Raw genomic sequence first — 16,900 nt, forward strand, 5'->3', positions numbered from 1 at the left:
GCATTACCTTTCTTTTTTATTTGGTGTGGTAGCTAATAATTATAGAGGTAATTGCGCTATTTTTGTATTCAAAACATAAAAATTTGACTGATGATTTTTAGTCATCAGTCCAATTTATTATAGAGCCTAAATAATTATATAAAAAAGTCATATTTATGATATGTTCAATCACAAATATGACTTTTCAATTAGTATTTAAAGTTTATAGTAAACATTAAACCAATGTTTTAACAACTTCTTGGCATCGTGGACATAAGTTTTCAAGTTCACCTACTGAACCTAATTCTTCACTATAGTTCCAACATCTTTCACATTTTTCACCGCTGGCATGTTCAATACGTACATCGCCGTGTTGGTATGATTCTGCATTTTCAATTGAATCAGCAACTTCAACTTGAGAAACAATAAATAATTGTTGTAAATCAGCAAATTGTTGTAAGAATTCAGCTGCTTTAAAGTTCTCATTATTACCGATGAAGAGTTTAGCTTCTAATGATTTACCGATGACTTTATTATTACGAGCCGCTTCTAACGCACGGTTCACGTCATCACGTAAAGCCATAAATTGGTTCCATTTATCTAATAGTGCTTGGTCAACTTCGACTACTTCAGGCATATTAGCTAAATGTACGCTTTCTTCTTTAACGTGTGGCGTATGAGACCATACTTCTTCAGCAGTGTGTACTAAGATTGGCGCTAATAATTTAGTCATATCAACTAAAATTTGATATAACACAGTTTGCATGCTACGACGTTTATGCGCATTTTTCTCTTCAATGTAAAGAATATCTTTACCATAATCTAAATAGAAATTACTTAATTCAACGTTAATAAAGTTTTGAACTTCTTGATAAATATTTAAGTAATCGAAGTTATCATAATGATTAATAGTGCTAGCTGTAAATTCGCGTAAACGATTTAATAAATAATGATCTACTTCTAATAATTCCGCTTCAGGTACAGCATCTGTATCAGGATTGAAATCATTAATGTTTCCTAACATAAATCTTAATGTGTTTCTGATTTTACGATATACATCAGATGTTTGTTTTAAAATTTCATCTGAGATACGCACGTCAGCTAAATAGTCAGTACTACTTACCCATAGACGTGCAATGTCAGCACCTTTTTGTTTTACTACTTGGTCTGGCACAATAACGTTACCAAGAGATTTACTCATTTTCTTACCTTCTCCGTCCATTACGAAACCGTGAGATAATAAGAATTTATATGGTGCTTGACCTCTTGTTGCAACTGCAGTTGTGATTGATGAGTTAAACCAACCACGATATTGGTCACTACCTTCAAAGTATAAATCAGCTGGGAAACTTAATTCTGGACGATTTTCTAATACACCTCTATGAGAAGAACCAGAATCAAACCATACGTCCATAATGTCTGTTTCTTTAGTAAATTCACCATTTGGACTTCCTGGGTGAGTAAATCCTTCTGGTAATAAATCTTTTGCTTCTCTTTCAAACCACACGTTTGAACCATGTTCCGCGAAAAGGTCTGCTACATGATTAACTGTTTCTTTAGTCATGATGATGTCGCCATTTTCAGCATAGAATACTGGTAATGGTACACCCCATACACGTTGACGAGAGATAACCCATTCGCCACGGTCACGAATCATGTTATAAATACGTGTTTTACCCCAGTCTACTTTAAATTCAGTATCTTCAATCGCATCTAAAATATCTTGTCTTACTTTACTAATTGATGCGAACCATTGCGGTGTAGCACGGAAAATAACAGGTTTTTTAGTACGCCAGTCATGTGGGTAACTATGGGTAATAAAATCTAATTTTAATAAAGCTTCTTTTTCAGTTAATAAGTCCGTAACTGCTTTATTCGCTTTATCATAGAACATTCCTTCAAATTGTCCACCTTCTTCAGTGAAGACACCTTTACCATCTAAAGGACTAATTACCGGTAAGTCATATTTTTGACCTACAACATAGTCATCTTCCCCATGTCCAGGAGCAGTATGAACACAGCCAGTACCTGCATCAGTTGTAACGTGGTCACCGTTAATGACTAATGATACACGATCTAAGAACGGATGTTGTGCTTCAACATATTCTAATTCTTTACCTGTAAATTCTTTTTCTAGTTGAATAGCATCTTTATCCCATCCTAATGCTTCTGAAACAGATTCAGCTAAAGCTTGAGCGATAATATATTTTTTACCATTCACATTGTATTGGCCGTATTTAAGTTCTGGATGAACTGTAATAGCGACGTTTGATGGAATTGTCCATGGAGTAGTAGTCCAAATGATAAATTGAGCATCTTCATCAACAACGCCTTTTGAATCTTTGACATCAAATGCCACATAGATTGATGCTGAACGTTTATCATGGTATTCAATTTCAGCTTCTGCTAATGATGATTCACTTGATGGTGACCAGTATACTGGCTTTTTACCCTTATAAATAAGGCCTTTATCAGCCATTTCACCGAACAAACGAATTTGAGCTGCTTCGTATTCAGGTTTTAACGTGATATAAGGATTATTAAAATCTCCACGCACACCTAAACGTTTAAAGTCTTGTTTTTGTAACTCAACTTGTTCTAACGCAAATTCTTTACATTTTTCTCTAAATTCAGCGATAGACATTTTTTTGCGGTCTACACCTTTTTTAGTTAATGCTTGTTCAATTGGTAAACCATGAGTATCCCAACCTGGAACATATGGTGCATAGAAACCTTGCATTGTTTTGTAACGAACAATGATATCTTTGATGATTTTATTTAACGCATGTCCCATATGAAGATTACCATTCGCATATGGAGGGCCATCATGAAGAATATATGTTTGATTTCCTTTATTTTTATCTAACGCTTTTTGATAATGATCTTCAGCTTCCCATTTTTCTTGAATTTGAGGTTCTTTAGTAGGAAGTCCCCCACGCATTGGAAAATCTGTCTTAGGCATTAATAAAGTATCTTTATAGTTCATATTTGTTTCACTCCTTAAATATAAATAAGAACTCTAAGTTCAATTAACAGGGACGGAGATTCCGCGGTACCACCCTTATTAACTCAACTTAGAGTTCTCTCAAATTACATATTTTAATATCACAAGTCAGTGATATAAGAAATACGCTTTTACTAGGCTCTCACCATATCCTAGCTCGCTGTGAAAAGATAACTATTTCTCACGTGTCTGACTTAATTCACTTAATATTATTTAGTAGATGTTGACTCACTATTACTTATACTTGTCGTAGAAGTAGCAGATTCGCTAGTATGTGTTGAAGTAGCTGATGTATCAACATTTGTATTATCGGTTTGTTGATTTTGTGCATTAAGTTGTTCTTCAGGTGTAATATCTTGTTTATTTAAATGCTGAAAATTTTCTTGAGTTACTTGTTCAGCATCTATATCGTAATTTAATAAATAATCCCAATCATCATTTTTTAATAAATCCAATTGAGCTTCAACAAGCATACGGAAACGAGAACGGAAAACTTTAGATTGACGTTTCATGTCCTCAGTTTGGAACGATAAATGACGTGCTTTTTCAATCGCATGATTTACAATTACATCTGCTTGAGCTTGTGCTTTGGCAATTGTAGCTTCTGCTTCTTTGTTCGCAGCCACTTTAACTTGCTCACCTGCTTGTTGTGCTTGAACTAAAGCATCACTTACAGATTGATGAACTTGTTGATAAGATTTAATATTAGTATCTCTCTCTTCAACTACTTTTTCAAGTTGTTTTTTTTCTTCTTTTAAACGTTCAATTTCATTGCTTAATTGAGTTAAATAATCACTTACTTCAGCAGGTTCTAAACCATTTTTTACTTTTGTAAATTCTTTATTTTTAATTTCATTTGGTGTAAAAGGCATCTTATATCCTCCTCAAATCGGACTTTTTATAAACATGTATTCCAAATCTTATACCGTTATTTAAATAATGTTTGGTAAGTAATATGAATTTTATCTTTTTTCGTGCGACCATCCACATCGGTAATTTGAGCTCGCCCAAAACCTTGAATGGATAATAAATCATTGATTTGTACTTGGAAATCTGGAGAATCGATAATAGTGTGATTCACTTTCACGCGTTTTTTCTCAATAAGTTGTTTCGCTATAGCTCTTGATTTATGAATCATTTCTTTTAAAACAACATCTAATCTTAATGCGCTAACTGTACTACCATGACTCTTCCAATTCTCTACTGATTGTATCATATCTTTAAATGGAATAGAATTAAGTTTAACTGACGCACCTTTAATCTTTGTTAATTCTGTCATAATATATGATTCTAATTGTTTTGTCAAAACGAATTGAATTGTTTCTCCTACTACAATATCGCCAACTTGTTCTCTTTCAATACCTAAAGACATCAATGTTCCCAATACATGTTGATGTTGAAGTGTGACAAATTTTTCAGGATAATCAATTTGAATTAACGTTATTTCATAATCTTCTTCGGTAGGTTCATAATAACTTGGCGCAATAACAGCTCTTTTTCTCTCTGAATGAGGGCCACCATAAAATTGCACATGCATATCTTCGAAACTTCCTACGACTACCTGCAGAATATATTGTCCTCTAGGATCTAAAAAGTTTGTTAATACTGGCGCATATTGTTGATTCACCTGATCACATTTATCGATTAATTGATCAATTAAAGGATGCTCTTCATTTCTAAAGTGTTGATATATGTCGATGATAGTTACCTCCCTTTTTTTATTTTCGGAAAATGAATTTACTATTATATTAACTATGAGCTTAAGTCTAAACATGATAGGAGGCTAAGACAAATGAATGCCCTAGCCTCTTCAAAAAATTTATTTCATTATTAAATAATTTAAAATCATAGTAAAAATACTTTGTAAGCCCCATTGGAATAATATTAATACAAATAATGCTACAAGTGATGAAATATCAATCATACCAATTGGGGGGATAATTCTTCTAAACGGCTCTAAAAATGGCTCATAAATTTTAGATAAAATGTCGCCAAATTTAGATTCTCTTATACTTGGCACCCATGAGGTGAAAAAATAAATAATCATACCAAAATAGTATATTTTAACTAGCACAAGTATAAAGTTAAATATATTAGCTAATAGGCTGACGTCCATAGGCTATTCTCCTTACTCGTAATGATGTGCTTCCATTTGTTCGATATGATCAGTAATACTTCCAGCAACCTCTACATTATCTGGTGTGCAAAGGAAAATATCTGTACCAACACGTTGGATATCTCCACCAATTGCATATACAGTACCACTCAAGAAGTCAATAATACGCTTAGCTGAAACTTTATCAATGCGTTGTAAATTAACTAAAGTAGCACGACGATTTTTTAATTCATCTGCAATATCTTGTGTATCTGAGAAAACACGAGGTTCGAATAAACACATTTTTGAACTTTCATATGTAGAATAGCCTTGTGCAGATTGGTTCATTGTTACTACGTTTTTAGAGTTCGATTTAGTAGGCGTATTGTTCATACGATTCTTCCTTTCCTCTGTGTTATAATTTCGTGATGTTTTCTTTTGAGGTACTGTCTTTAGATTATTTTGTTGTGTTTGTGGTCGCTCTGATGTTTGTTTTTGTTGAGCATTATTTTGCGTTTCTTCCCTTTGAACGACACGTTGTTGACGTTCTTCAGGACTTTCTACTTCTTCTTCATCTTCCATTAGAAAGAAATTATTAAATAAATCTTTAATAGCCACGGGGCTCACTCCTATTCTCCGACAAGTTTAGTCCCTATTCTGATAAATGAAGCACCTTCTTCTACGGCAATTTGGTAATCATTACTCATTCCCATAGATAAGAACTCACAAGGTGCATAATCTAATTTAAGGTTTTTAATTTCGTTACGTTTTAATCTTAATTGTTTAAATAATTGACGAATATAGTCATTATCTTCAGTGTAAGGCGCCATAGTCATTAAACCAACAACTTTGATATTACTATACTGTTGAAGTTGTTGAATAAAATCATTAACTTCATCTAAAGCAATACCATGCTTACTTTCTTCACCTGAAACATTGACTTGTACAAAGCATGAAATAACATGTTCTGCTCTTTTATTAATTTCTTTAGCAAGACTTAAACGATCTAGCGCATGAAGATAATCTACTTCGTTAATAACTTCTTTGACTTTTCTCGATTGTAAAGAGCCAATAAAATGCATAGTGACATCATCAGGTAACGCTGCTTTCTTCTCAAGAAAGCCTTCTAAGCGATTCTCTCCAAAGTGACGTAAACCTGCTTCATATGCTTCTTTAGCTCGGTCTATTGTAACATATTTTGTAACCGCAATCACGTCAGGTACAATAGATGTCTCACTTTTGTCAATATGTTCATTAATTTCATTTTTAATTGTTTCTAAATTTTGTTTTACTTCCATTTAAATATCAACCTCGAATTATAGACTAAAAATTGCAAAATATAGATAAATTCTTCATTACATCTACGTCATATAGTTAAATGTTTTTAGCAGAGTTATGAATAAGCAATTCCCTAGCAGTCTATAAGCCTTTACTTATTTGCAGTTAAGTTCCCATATGACGTTAGATAAATAATAAATTAGTATTTTTGACCAATAAATCCCATCATTCTTCCCGTTTGCCCCTTTTCAATTCGATAAGAAAAGAACATTGATAAATCTTCTGAAGTGGCATAATCAGTAATATAAATATTATCTTTAGGCACACCTTTATCTTCTAGTAAAAGAGCATTGGCACGTTTTAAATCAATGCCATGACGATCTTTGTCACGTGTTTCAATATATTGAGTGCTATCAATTGGTAAAGTTTCAAATTTAGATTTAATATCATCATTAATTTCATAACTCATTGAAGTTGAAGGACCAATAACAACTTTTAAATCTTTGTAATTAAAATCAACATGATTTAACATTTTAACTACTATTTGACTATATGTTCCTCTCCATCCAGCATGCGCTAATCCTATAAAGTGATGTTTCTCGCTATAAAAATATATAGGTACACAGTCTGCATAGCACATCGTTAATAACACGTTAGAATCATAAGAATATAGACCGTCGATACCGTGGAGTTGATCGCTAAGTTGTTCAATATTTGTACCTTGATGTTGTTGAGTAACATATGCAATCTTATCTTCATGGGTCTGAATAGGGAAAATCCATTCATTTCTTGGATATCCGATAGCTTTAGCTAAAATCTCTTGATGTTGTGTGACGTTATCTTGATTATCATCTATGTATCGTGCCATATTAAATGAATGCTCTGGATATAAACTATAACCCCCATCGCGCGTCGTAAAGCCCAGTGTTACATTTTTTAAATCTTCAGCTTCGTAGTTCAAATAATGAGGATATTTAATAAATTGCTCAGACACATGAATAACCACCTTATAAAAGTTATCTTTATATATACGTTTGACTGTATTAACTTTACTCTAAATATGAATATAAATTTATTATATAACAATCTTCACTTTATTTTAAAGTATATGAAAAAGAGTAGAACAGAATTCTTTAAAGAATTTCCAGTTCTACTCCAACTAATATAGCTACATAGATAAATCAATAATAATAATTTATTAATGACTTCTATGCTTCATATTATAATATTCTAACCTGATAATTTATGAATTAACGTCTAGTTCTTCTAGAACGTCTTTCTTCTCTATTTCTGATAAAGCTAGGAATATCGTCATCTTTAGTTGAATGACTTCTTTCGTTTACACTTTCAGATGCACGTGAACTTGAAGAACTATGAGAGAATGAGTCTTCTTTAGGTGCACTTTGTGTTGATGGGCCTGTAGCACTTACACTTGAACCAAAGCCTGTGTTTGAAGCTTTACGGCCTTGTGATGTTGGTTTATCTTCGAAACCAGTAGCAATAACTGTTACCACGATTTCGTCTTGTAATTCAGGGTTGATTACAGTACCGAAGATCATGTTTACATCTTCATCAGCAGCATCTTGTACGATATCTGCAGCTTCTTGAGCTTCGAAAAGTGATAATGATTCTCCACCAGTAATATTCATTAACACACCTTGCGCACCAACGATTGATGTTTCAAGTAATGGAGATGAAATAGCTTTTTTAGCAGCTTCGACGGCTCTGTTTTCACCTGAAGATACACCGATACCCATTAATGCTGAACCTTGATTAGACATAATTGTTTTAACGTCAGCAAAGTCTAAGTTTACTTCACCAGATACAGCAATTAAATCAGAGATACCTTGTACACCTTGACGTAATACGTTATCTGCTTCTTTAAACGCTTCCATCATTGGTGTAGATTTATCAACGATATCTAATAAACGGTCATTAGGGATTACGATTAATGTATCAACAGCAGCTTTCATCGCTTCTACACCTGCAGCAGCTTGCGTAGAACGTTTACGACCTTCGAAACCAAATGGACGAGTTACAACACCAACAGTTAAAGCGCCCATTTCTTTAGCGATCTTAGCAACAACTGGAGCAGCACCTGTACCAGTACCGCCACCCATACCAGCAGTTACGAATACCATGTCCGCACCTTGGATAGCATCTTCGATTTGTTCACGAGATTCTTCAGCAGCTTTTTTACCAATTTCTGGGTTAGCTCCTGCACCAAGTCCACGTGTTAATTTTTCACCAATTTGGATTTTAGATTCAGCTTTAGATAAGTTTAAAGCTTGTCCATCTGTATTAATTGCAATAAATTCAACATTATTCATACCGTGGTCAATCATGCGGTTAACAGCGTTGTTACCGCCACCACCTACACCGATGACTTTTAAAGTCGCCATATGATTAAATCCTTGTTCAAATTCTAACATTTATATTTCCTCCTAGTCTTAATGGCCAATCATTCAAATAGAGATTTCATAAGTTTTTTAAATTTGCTTTCTTCTTTTTCAGGTCTTTCATGTTCATCATAGTGGTGTTCTACATCTTGATGTTCATCATGGCTATCATACTTATCATGTTGTTCTGTTCTTTCCACTCTTTCTTGTGGTTCGTGGTAGTCTTCTTCATAAGTATCTTCATTTTTGTTTGACTTACGTTTAAACCAGTCAAAACCGCCAGATTTAGAAGCATTATCTCTGTCATTATTTTCGATAACTTCTTCTTCAAATTCATCATTGTCTTGATAATTCATTGTAACATAATCTAATAATTCATCAAAAGTGATACTACTAGATATTGTAGAAATAGCTGAAGTAAATTCAGGTTTTCTAATACCCATTTGAGATGGTGTATGGATTCTTATTTTCTCATTTACCATTGTATTTAATAACTCTTTAACACCGAGTAAATTTGAAGAACCACCAGTAACAATGAAACCACCGTTCACTTTTGTTAAACCTAAATCAACTAACACATCGAATACTTCATCAAAGATATCTTGCATTGTTCTTTCAATAATAGCGCTTAAATCTTTTTGAGTATATTCTACTAATTCATCGCTATCTACTTGATCAACAGTAAATACATCTTGGTCAGACGCTGAATCAGTAAATGCGTGTCCATATTGATGTTTAACCTTTTCAGCTGTTTCATATGTAGTGTTTAACTCTTCAGCAATGTCGTCTGTAATGTCACGACCAGCGAGTTCGATAGAATCAGCATCAACTAATTCGCCTCGCTCGTAGAAAGCGATTTGAGTTAAATCTTCACCAATATCAATTACACATGCGCCTAATTCTTTCTCAGTAGCTGTAAGAATTGAACCATAGTTGTAAGCATCAGAATAAACATCTAACACGTCAACGCCACATGATTCAACGCATTTAATCATATTTATTAATATAGATTTGTGAATTGCAATAACGCCTGCTTCTACTCTTAAAGAATGTCTAGCAATTAATTCTTTAGGATCAGAAACTTCATTATCACCATCTACAATAAATCGAATTGGGAAAACATCAATTACATCTGTATCTGGAACTTCATTTTTTTGTCTGATACCTTCTAACACATCTTCAATGTGCGTTCCATTTATTTCAGTATCTTCATAAAAATCAATTTCATTTGCTTCATCGTACACTTCAGTACCAATGATAGGTAACTTTAAGAAAACTTCTTTTATATCTACACCTGAGGCGATAGAAGCTTTTTTAATTGTATCTTTAATTGCTTGTTTAGCAATATCAAAATCATCAATCAATCCGTTCTTAATACCACTAGTGTAGGTTTGTCCTGTACCTATCACATTTATACCATTGTGAAATTTTTCGCCTACTATTGTTTTAACACTTGATGAACCAATATCTATGCTTACATAGTAATGTTCCTCCATAGATAGGCACCTCCTGACAAATTACTATTAAAATACACTATATTTAGTTTACAATACGTCGATTGGCTTGTGAACTATAAACGTATATTAATATCGAAATTTTTTAATTACTTGAGTCTGATTGTTCGTTAATTTTATTCAATGCGTTTTGTAATTCATTTTTAGCATCGATTTCTTCTTGCGTTTTTTGTTGTAAATCTTGATTAGATTTAGAATTATTGGAACTACTTTCGTTATATGGAATAAATGACGCGCCTACAGATAAATCGATATAACCTTGAGTTTGAAGGTTACCTGAGTCATCTTTATTAAGCGATTGTGACATTTGTGGATAATATTTTAATTTATCCGCTACAGTTTTATAGTCAGCAACTACTTGCATGCCATCTTTCATATATAACAATATTCTACTTTGCTTATTAGCTTCAGGTGCATAGCTAATTTCTGAAATCATATCTCTTACTTCTGAAGACATATTTGAAAGTGCTTTAACCATGTTACTTTTATCTGAACCTTTAAAGCCATCTAAGATAGGTCCACTTCCAGCAATGTCACCTTTATAGCCTTTCAATTCTTTATTGCCTTCAATAATTGGAGTATATTTATTTTTATCTTTTACTATACCAACTACATTGTTTTCAGTTACATGAACATTTAACGTATTAGGCAAATGTTTTTTTATCTCTACATTCTTCACTAAGGGATTTTGTTCTAAATTATTAATCCCTTTTCGTTTACTATAAGTATACATACGAGAACCTGGTTTAACATCTAGGGCGTTTTCAACTTGTTGATTACTCAAATTTTTATTGCCACTAATATTGATGTGAGAGATTCTACTTAATGGCGTAAACATATATATTAAAAATAAAAGAATTAATAATATTAATGACGTTAGAATAATATATTGAATTCTCTTTTGTCGTTTATATCGATCGATTCTTTGTTGCTCACGTTTTTCTTGTAACGTCATGTGCGCATATTTATCTTCTTTGTGCTTTTGATGAGTCGTGTTGCTATTTCTTTTCTCACGCTTTTTATGTGTATTAGAAAATAACTCAGTCGCTTTTGTTTTAAAAGCTTGAAATTGACTTTCTTTTTTAGCGCCAGTATGACGATTACTTTCTTTTTGTTTGTGATTTTCTTGGGGTTCTTTCTTTAGTTCTTCTTTGTGATAGTCCTCATTATTACTATCTTGCGATACGCTAGGTCTATCTTTCTTTTCAGAATTAGATGATTGATTAAATTGACTGTCTTCTGTATCTTCAATCTCTTTATCTTTTAATTCACGATTTTTTCGTTCAATTGAATCCTTGATAGACCTCACTTTAGTATTTCTATTATTTTTACGTTCATCCACGAATTTTCACACCCTTTAGTAAGACGGTAAGTGTGCACGGAAGCTTTCAATAAATCGTTCTCCACGTTCTTCAAAAGTGTTATATTGATCCCAACTTGCACAAGCTGGAGATAATAAAACGACATCATTAGGTTCAATGACATCTTGCACTTTTTTCACTGCATCTTCGACGTCAGTAGCTTTTATAACAAGTTTACCTTGACTATTACCTAATTTAGCAAATTTTTCTTGTGTTTCACCAAAGACAACCATTACTCTAACGTTTTTCATGTAAGGAATAAGCTCATCAAATTCATTACCACGATCTAAACCACCACATAACCAAATGATAGGTTGTTTAAATGAATTTAAAGCAAATTGTGTCGCTAAAGTATTTGTTGCTTTTGAGTCATTGTAGTATTTATTTGTTCGATTTGTACCAATATATTGTAATCTGTGGTCAATACCAGAGAACGTAGTTAAACTATCAACAATTGCTTTAATTGGTACGCCAGCTAAGATAGCAGCTAATACCGCAGCTAAAATATTTTCTAAGTTGTGTTGTCCTGGTAAAACTAAGTCATCAATATTAATAATTCTAATACCTTTGTAGATAATAAAGTTATTTTTAATATAAATGCCTTCAACTTCTTGTTGTGTTGAGAAGTATAACGTTTTAGCTTTTAAACTTTCAGATTCAATAAGATGACGTTGATGATAATTACAAATTAAATAATCATCTTCAGTTTGATTTTTATAAATTCTTTTTTTAGCATTTTGATAGTTCTCAAGTGACTCATGATAATCTAAATGTGCTGAATATATATTAGTAATAATTGCAATATGAGGTCGGTATGTTTCAATGCCCAATAATTGGAATGATGATAATTCAGTAATTAAATATTCTTCTGGGGTTGTTTCTTGAGCTACTTTTGAAGCTACATAACCTATATTTCCAGATAAACGGCCTGTAAGTCTACTTTTACTAAACATATCTCCAATTAAAGAAGTCGTAGTTGTCTTACCATTTGTACCAGTAACAGCAATAATTGGCGCTTCTGAAATTAAATAACTTAACTCCACTTCAGTTAAAATTTTTAACCCACGTTCTTCTGCTGCTTTAATGATTGAAACTGTATATGGAATACCTGGATTTTTTACAATGATGGGATGGTTATCTAATAATGAAACTGGATGACCGCCGTCAACAATTTTCACTCCTAAAGTTTCTAAATCTTTAGCATGAGGATCTTGAGATAAATCCTTACCATCATTTACTGTGACTTTGGCGCCTAGTTTGACTAACAACTTTGCTGCTTCATAGCCACTTTTTGCTAATCCTACTACAAGAACTTCTTTATTTTCTAATCCTGTATAATTTAGCATCTTAATGCACTCCTATCCATAATCCGATTAATCCTGAAATTAAACCTACTGTCCAAAATACTGTAACAACTTTCCATTCGCCCCAACCACTTAATTCAAAGTGATGATGAATAGGACTCATTTTGAAGATACGTTTCTTCGTTAACTTGTATGAAGCAACTTGTAGCATCACTGATAATGTTTCGACTACAAATACTAATCCAATTAGAAGTAGTGATAATTCTTGATTTAACATAATTGAAACAGTTGCAAATATACCACCTAACGCTAAGCTTCCTGTGTCCCCCATAAATACTTTAGCTGGGTTTAAATTATAAGGTAAGAAACCTAATAATGCGAAAATCATAATGATACAAAATGCACCAATTGCAGGTGAATCTAAAACAAAACTCATAATTGCATACATTGTAAAACCAATGATTGATAAACCAGTTGCTAAGCCATCTAAACCATCAGTTAAGTTAACTGCATTTGAAAATCCAACTTGCCAAAAGACAATGAATATAATATATGCAAATGATAAAGGAATACTTATATTTGTAAATGGAATATTAAGGTTTGTTGAGAATTCAATTAAATGAAAGACATCACTAAGAATGAAGAAAATAATAGCAATAGCAATTTGAGCTAAGAATTTTTGTTTACTCGTTAAGCCTTGATTATTTTTCTTAACTACAATGATGTAATCATCAATAAAACCAATTAAACCAAATCCTATTGTTACAAATAATAACAAGATAATTGGGTTAGAATTGTCAACAAAAAATATAGCTATAATAGAAGTTATGATAATACTAATGAGGAATGTTAGCCCACCCATTGTAGGTGTACCTGTTTTTTTCATATGACTTTGTGGCCCTTCCTCACGTATACTTTGACCAAATTTCATTCGTTTGAGCGTTGGGATCAATACCGGTACCAATATGAAGGTGATAAGTAGTGCGATAATCGCAAGTATAAAAAGCATGATATTCTCCTTTATGTATATTAAATTTTTACGAAATTAAGTATAAATTTCTAGTTTTAGTATTTAATCATCTTAAGTTTATCAATTTTCGAAAAAACTTCACATAGTTTATGTATGAAAATAAGTTTAGGAAAAAAGAAGTACTGTTGAAATTGAATTAAAGTTTTTAACTTAATACCTTAGTTTCTATTTCGAATGTAAACTGAGGTATTTTTATTTATTTCAACTTCTTCTATTATTTTCCTAACTTATAATATTCATACTTCATTCTATTTTAGTTTGAATCACTTTCAGATGACGATTGATTGTCATTGTCCGAAGACGAACTACTGTCATTTTTATTATTAGAATCGTTGTTATTAGAACTGTTACTATCCGAATTTGAAGTATCGTCACTTGACGTACTAGAGGAATCATCTGGATCCTCAGGAGATAATTCTACTTCAATCTTACTATTATTTTTCAACGTAGTACCATTTGAAACAGATTGTTTTGTGACAAAACCATTGCCATTCGTCGTAACATTGATGCCTGTCAATTCTTGGAAAGTAAGGACATCATCTTTTGTCCAGTCTTTCATATTCGGCATCGTAATATCTCCATCAGTCAATAACATTACTTTACTATTAGGTAATAGCTTCGTATTGGCATTCACAGATTGAGATTTAATATTATCACCGTTGCCAATAACTACAGGTTGTAAGTTTTGAGATTTAATACTATCTTCTGCTTTTTGAACACTTTGTCCTGAAACATTTGGCACCTTACTATATTGAGCAGATTTAGTTTTATCTTTATTAGAACCAACATTTAGATATTTTAAAGTATTTTCCATAATTGGTTTAAATGCTTTACTTACACCTAATTGATAAGCCTCTTCATCGTTTTTCTGCGCTAAGCTCATACCTGCATAAACGATAACACGTGGATTTTTCTTAGGTGCATCGCCGATAAAGCTTACAAAGTAAGGGTTAGCACCTTTGACGTAACCTCCGCCATTTTGGTCGGCAACTTGTGCAGTACCCGTCTTACCTTCAATATCATAGCCATCCACACGATAGTTAATAGCATGACTCTTCTTACTGTTAACTACTTTATCTAACTCAGTTTCAACTTTACTTGCTGTATCTGCAGAAATTGGTTTACCTGCAATTTTCTTTTCACCTTTATAGAATGTCTTTTTAGAAATTGGATTGTCGATACTTTGAACAAACCAAGGTTTCAACATATTACCTTTATTAAAGAATGAAGATTGGGCTTGTAACATTTGAACAGGTGTTACAGTTGTTGATTGACCGAAAGCAGATGTTTTTTGTTGCAATTCGTTTGACCATCCGATATTTCCTGTCGCTTCGCCATCAAACATACCCTCTGTTGATTGACCGAAACCAAATTTTTCATACCAAGATTTCATCTTATCGGCGCCAACTAAATCTTGTAAATGCATCATTAACGTATTAGAAGAGTATGTGAAACCTAATGACATAGGAATTTCGCCCCAACCTGTTTTATTCCAGTCAGAAATGCGAGAACCCATAATATCACGATGACCAGATTCGTATTTTTCATTAGGTTTAAATTTACCTTCTTGAATTGCTGCCGCTAAACCAAATGATTTAAATGTTGACCCTGGTTCATAAGTATTTTGATATAAATCATTTGCCCATTTCTTACCAAAATCTTTACCCGTTTCTGGGTTAAATGTAGGTCGCTGACTATAAGCTAAGATTTCACCTGTTTTAGCATCCATTACTACAGCAAATAAATCTTTAGGTGCATATTGCTTAACCATGTCATCTAAAGCTTCTTCTACAAACACCTGAATATTAGAATCAAGTGTTAAATGCACATCATCGCCACGTTTAGGTGCTTTCTCATGTTTAGAATTAGGAGCTATATATCCCCATATATCTTGAATATAAGATAACGAGCCTTTCTGACCGTTTAAATAGCTATTAAAGATTTTTTCTACACCTAAAGCACCATTTAATGCGCCAGTATCTGGATTTTTTTGCGCCATTCCAATTAAATGAGAAGCGAAATTACCATTTGGATAAAATCTTTCTGTCTCAGGATATAATAAAATACCTGGTAAATTCATTTTCTCTAATTTTTGTTTATCTTGATATGTTAAATTCGTTCCTTTTTGTCCAAATTCAACTTGGAATGCCTTTTTTTGATTTAAACGTTTTTCAATTTCCGAAGGCTTCATATCGATAACTTTAGATAATTGCTCTGCTGTTTTCTTTTTATCCTTCACGTAGCGAGGTTTATCTCCATTTTCGCCTGCGCTCTTATCTACGACTGCCACTACTTTAAATCTCTCAACATCTTCAGCTAGTATCTTGCCATTTCTATCATAAATCTTACCTCTTTCAGGTTGTTCCTGATTTTTAACAAGATAAGTTTCGTTGGCACGCATAATCAAATTTTGTCCATCGGAATGTCCAGTTAACATGATATAAGAGTATCTTAAAACCAATATAAAAAAGAGCAGTCCGAATATACCAACAAGGAGGACTGCTCCTAATTTATTTTTTCTAATTTTAATTTTTCGCTTCGCCATTAGTACGCACTACCTTTACATTATCGTTCTTTAGGCTCATACCTTGTTGTTTAGCTTCATTGTAAATGCGTTCATAAGAAGAGTTTTTCTTAATTTCAGATTTTATTGCACTATTTTCACTAGATTGTTGTTCAATTCTTTGATCTAAATCTGCTATTTTACCATTTGTATCATACGCATCCATTTTTAAAGATAGCAGATAGATTGCAATAACAGCAATAGCAGTAACTAGTGTTATGTATAAAAACTTCTCAAACCTTGTAAGTTGAACAACCACCTTTTTGGTAACCGTGCGGGTCTGAGGTTCAGATTGTGGTTGTTGTTTCGGTATGCTTGTGTGCTGGACTTCTTCATATGGTTCATATATTTTTTCTACAGCCATCTTCAATTA

The 16,900-nt window shown here is 32.8% G+C and carries 14 protein-coding genes; all 14 read right to left on the minus strand.

The window, feature by feature from the left end; translation table 11 throughout:
* Positions 1 to 214: 214 nt before the first annotated feature.
* The 14 genes from ileS to ftsL all read right to left on the minus strand — a co-directional run bounded on the left by ileS (position 215) and on the right by ftsL (position 16,891).
* The gene (ileS, locus tag LIX58_RS00005; RefSeq protein ID WP_154837831.1) at positions 215 to 2,965 is read right to left on the minus strand and encodes an isoleucine--tRNA ligase; all 2,751 of its coding nucleotides are present in this window, start codon (positions 2,963 to 2,965) and stop codon (positions 215 to 217) included.
* A gap of 227 nt (positions 2,966 to 3,192) precedes the next feature.
* The gene (locus LIX58_RS00010) at positions 3,193 to 3,855 is read right to left on the minus strand and encodes a DivIVA domain-containing protein (protein WP_126566495.1); all 663 of its coding nucleotides are present in this window, start codon (positions 3,853 to 3,855) and stop codon (positions 3,193 to 3,195) included.
* A 56-nt stretch (positions 3,856 to 3,911) separates the two neighbouring features.
* Positions 3,912 to 4,685, minus strand: coding sequence for an RNA-binding protein (locus LIX58_RS00015; protein ID WP_413470809.1), 774 nt, complete (start codon positions 4,683 to 4,685; stop codon positions 3,912 to 3,914).
* A gap of 117 nt (positions 4,686 to 4,802) precedes the next feature.
* Positions 4,803 to 5,099 carry a YggT family protein gene (locus LIX58_RS00020; protein WP_126566491.1) on the minus strand — a complete coding sequence of 99 codons (297 nt, stop codon included), beginning with the start codon at positions 5,097 to 5,099 and terminating at the stop codon, positions 4,803 to 4,805.
* A gap of 12 nt (positions 5,100 to 5,111) precedes the next feature.
* Positions 5,112 to 5,696, minus strand: a complete 585-nt coding sequence (locus LIX58_RS00025; protein ID WP_126566488.1) for a cell division protein SepF — start codon at positions 5,694 to 5,696, stop codon at positions 5,112 to 5,114.
* A gap of 11 nt (positions 5,697 to 5,707) precedes the next feature.
* Complete coding sequence (locus LIX58_RS00030; RefSeq protein ID WP_126566486.1) at positions 5,708 to 6,376, minus strand: YggS family pyridoxal phosphate-dependent enzyme; 669 nt, start codon at positions 6,374 to 6,376, stop codon at positions 5,708 to 5,710.
* Between the two features lie 179 nt (positions 6,377 to 6,555).
* On the minus strand, positions 6,556 to 7,350 hold the full coding sequence (gene pgeF, locus LIX58_RS00035) for a peptidoglycan editing factor PgeF (protein WP_126566483.1): 795 nt from the start codon (positions 7,348 to 7,350) through the stop codon (positions 6,556 to 6,558).
* Positions 7,351 to 7,606: 256 nt separating this feature from the next.
* Positions 7,607 to 8,788: a cell division protein FtsZ gene (ftsZ, locus tag LIX58_RS00040; protein ID WP_126566481.1), complete on the minus strand. Its 1,182-nt coding sequence runs from the start codon at positions 8,786 to 8,788 to the stop codon at positions 7,607 to 7,609.
* A 29-nt stretch (positions 8,789 to 8,817) separates the two neighbouring features.
* Positions 8,818 to 10,251 (minus strand): cell division protein FtsA, encoded by a 1,434-nt coding sequence (ftsA, locus tag LIX58_RS00045; protein ID WP_154837839.1) that lies wholly within the window; start codon positions 10,249 to 10,251, stop codon positions 8,818 to 8,820.
* A 103-nt stretch (positions 10,252 to 10,354) separates the two neighbouring features.
* Complete coding sequence (locus LIX58_RS00050) at positions 10,355 to 11,611, minus strand: cell division protein FtsQ/DivIB (protein WP_226385952.1); 1,257 nt, start codon at positions 11,609 to 11,611, stop codon at positions 10,355 to 10,357.
* A gap of 15 nt (positions 11,612 to 11,626) precedes the next feature.
* Positions 11,627 to 12,976, minus strand: coding sequence for a UDP-N-acetylmuramoyl-L-alanine--D-glutamate ligase (gene murD / locus LIX58_RS00055; RefSeq protein WP_126566474.1), 1,350 nt, complete (start codon positions 12,974 to 12,976; stop codon positions 11,627 to 11,629).
* 1 nt (position 12,977) lies between these two features.
* Positions 12,978 to 13,943, minus strand: a complete 966-nt coding sequence (gene mraY / locus LIX58_RS00060; protein ID WP_154837841.1) for a phospho-N-acetylmuramoyl-pentapeptide-transferase — start codon at positions 13,941 to 13,943, stop codon at positions 12,978 to 12,980.
* Positions 13,944 to 14,217: 274 nt separating this feature from the next.
* Positions 14,218 to 16,509, minus strand: coding sequence for a penicillin-binding protein (locus tag LIX58_RS00065; RefSeq protein ID WP_126566469.1), 2,292 nt, complete (start codon positions 16,507 to 16,509; stop codon positions 14,218 to 14,220).
* Positions 16,490 to 16,891 (minus strand): cell division protein FtsL, encoded by a 402-nt coding sequence (ftsL, locus tag LIX58_RS00070; protein ID WP_126566466.1) that lies wholly within the window; start codon positions 16,889 to 16,891, stop codon positions 16,490 to 16,492. Before ftsL ends, LIX58_RS00065 begins: the two co-directional genes overlap by 20 nt.
* Between the last annotated feature and the right edge of the window lie 9 nt (positions 16,892 to 16,900).

It is taken from the genome of Staphylococcus sp. Marseille-Q1834 (assembly GCF_916858875.1).
GTDB classification, from domain to species: domain Bacteria; phylum Bacillota; class Bacilli; order Staphylococcales; family Staphylococcaceae; genus Staphylococcus; species Staphylococcus pragensis.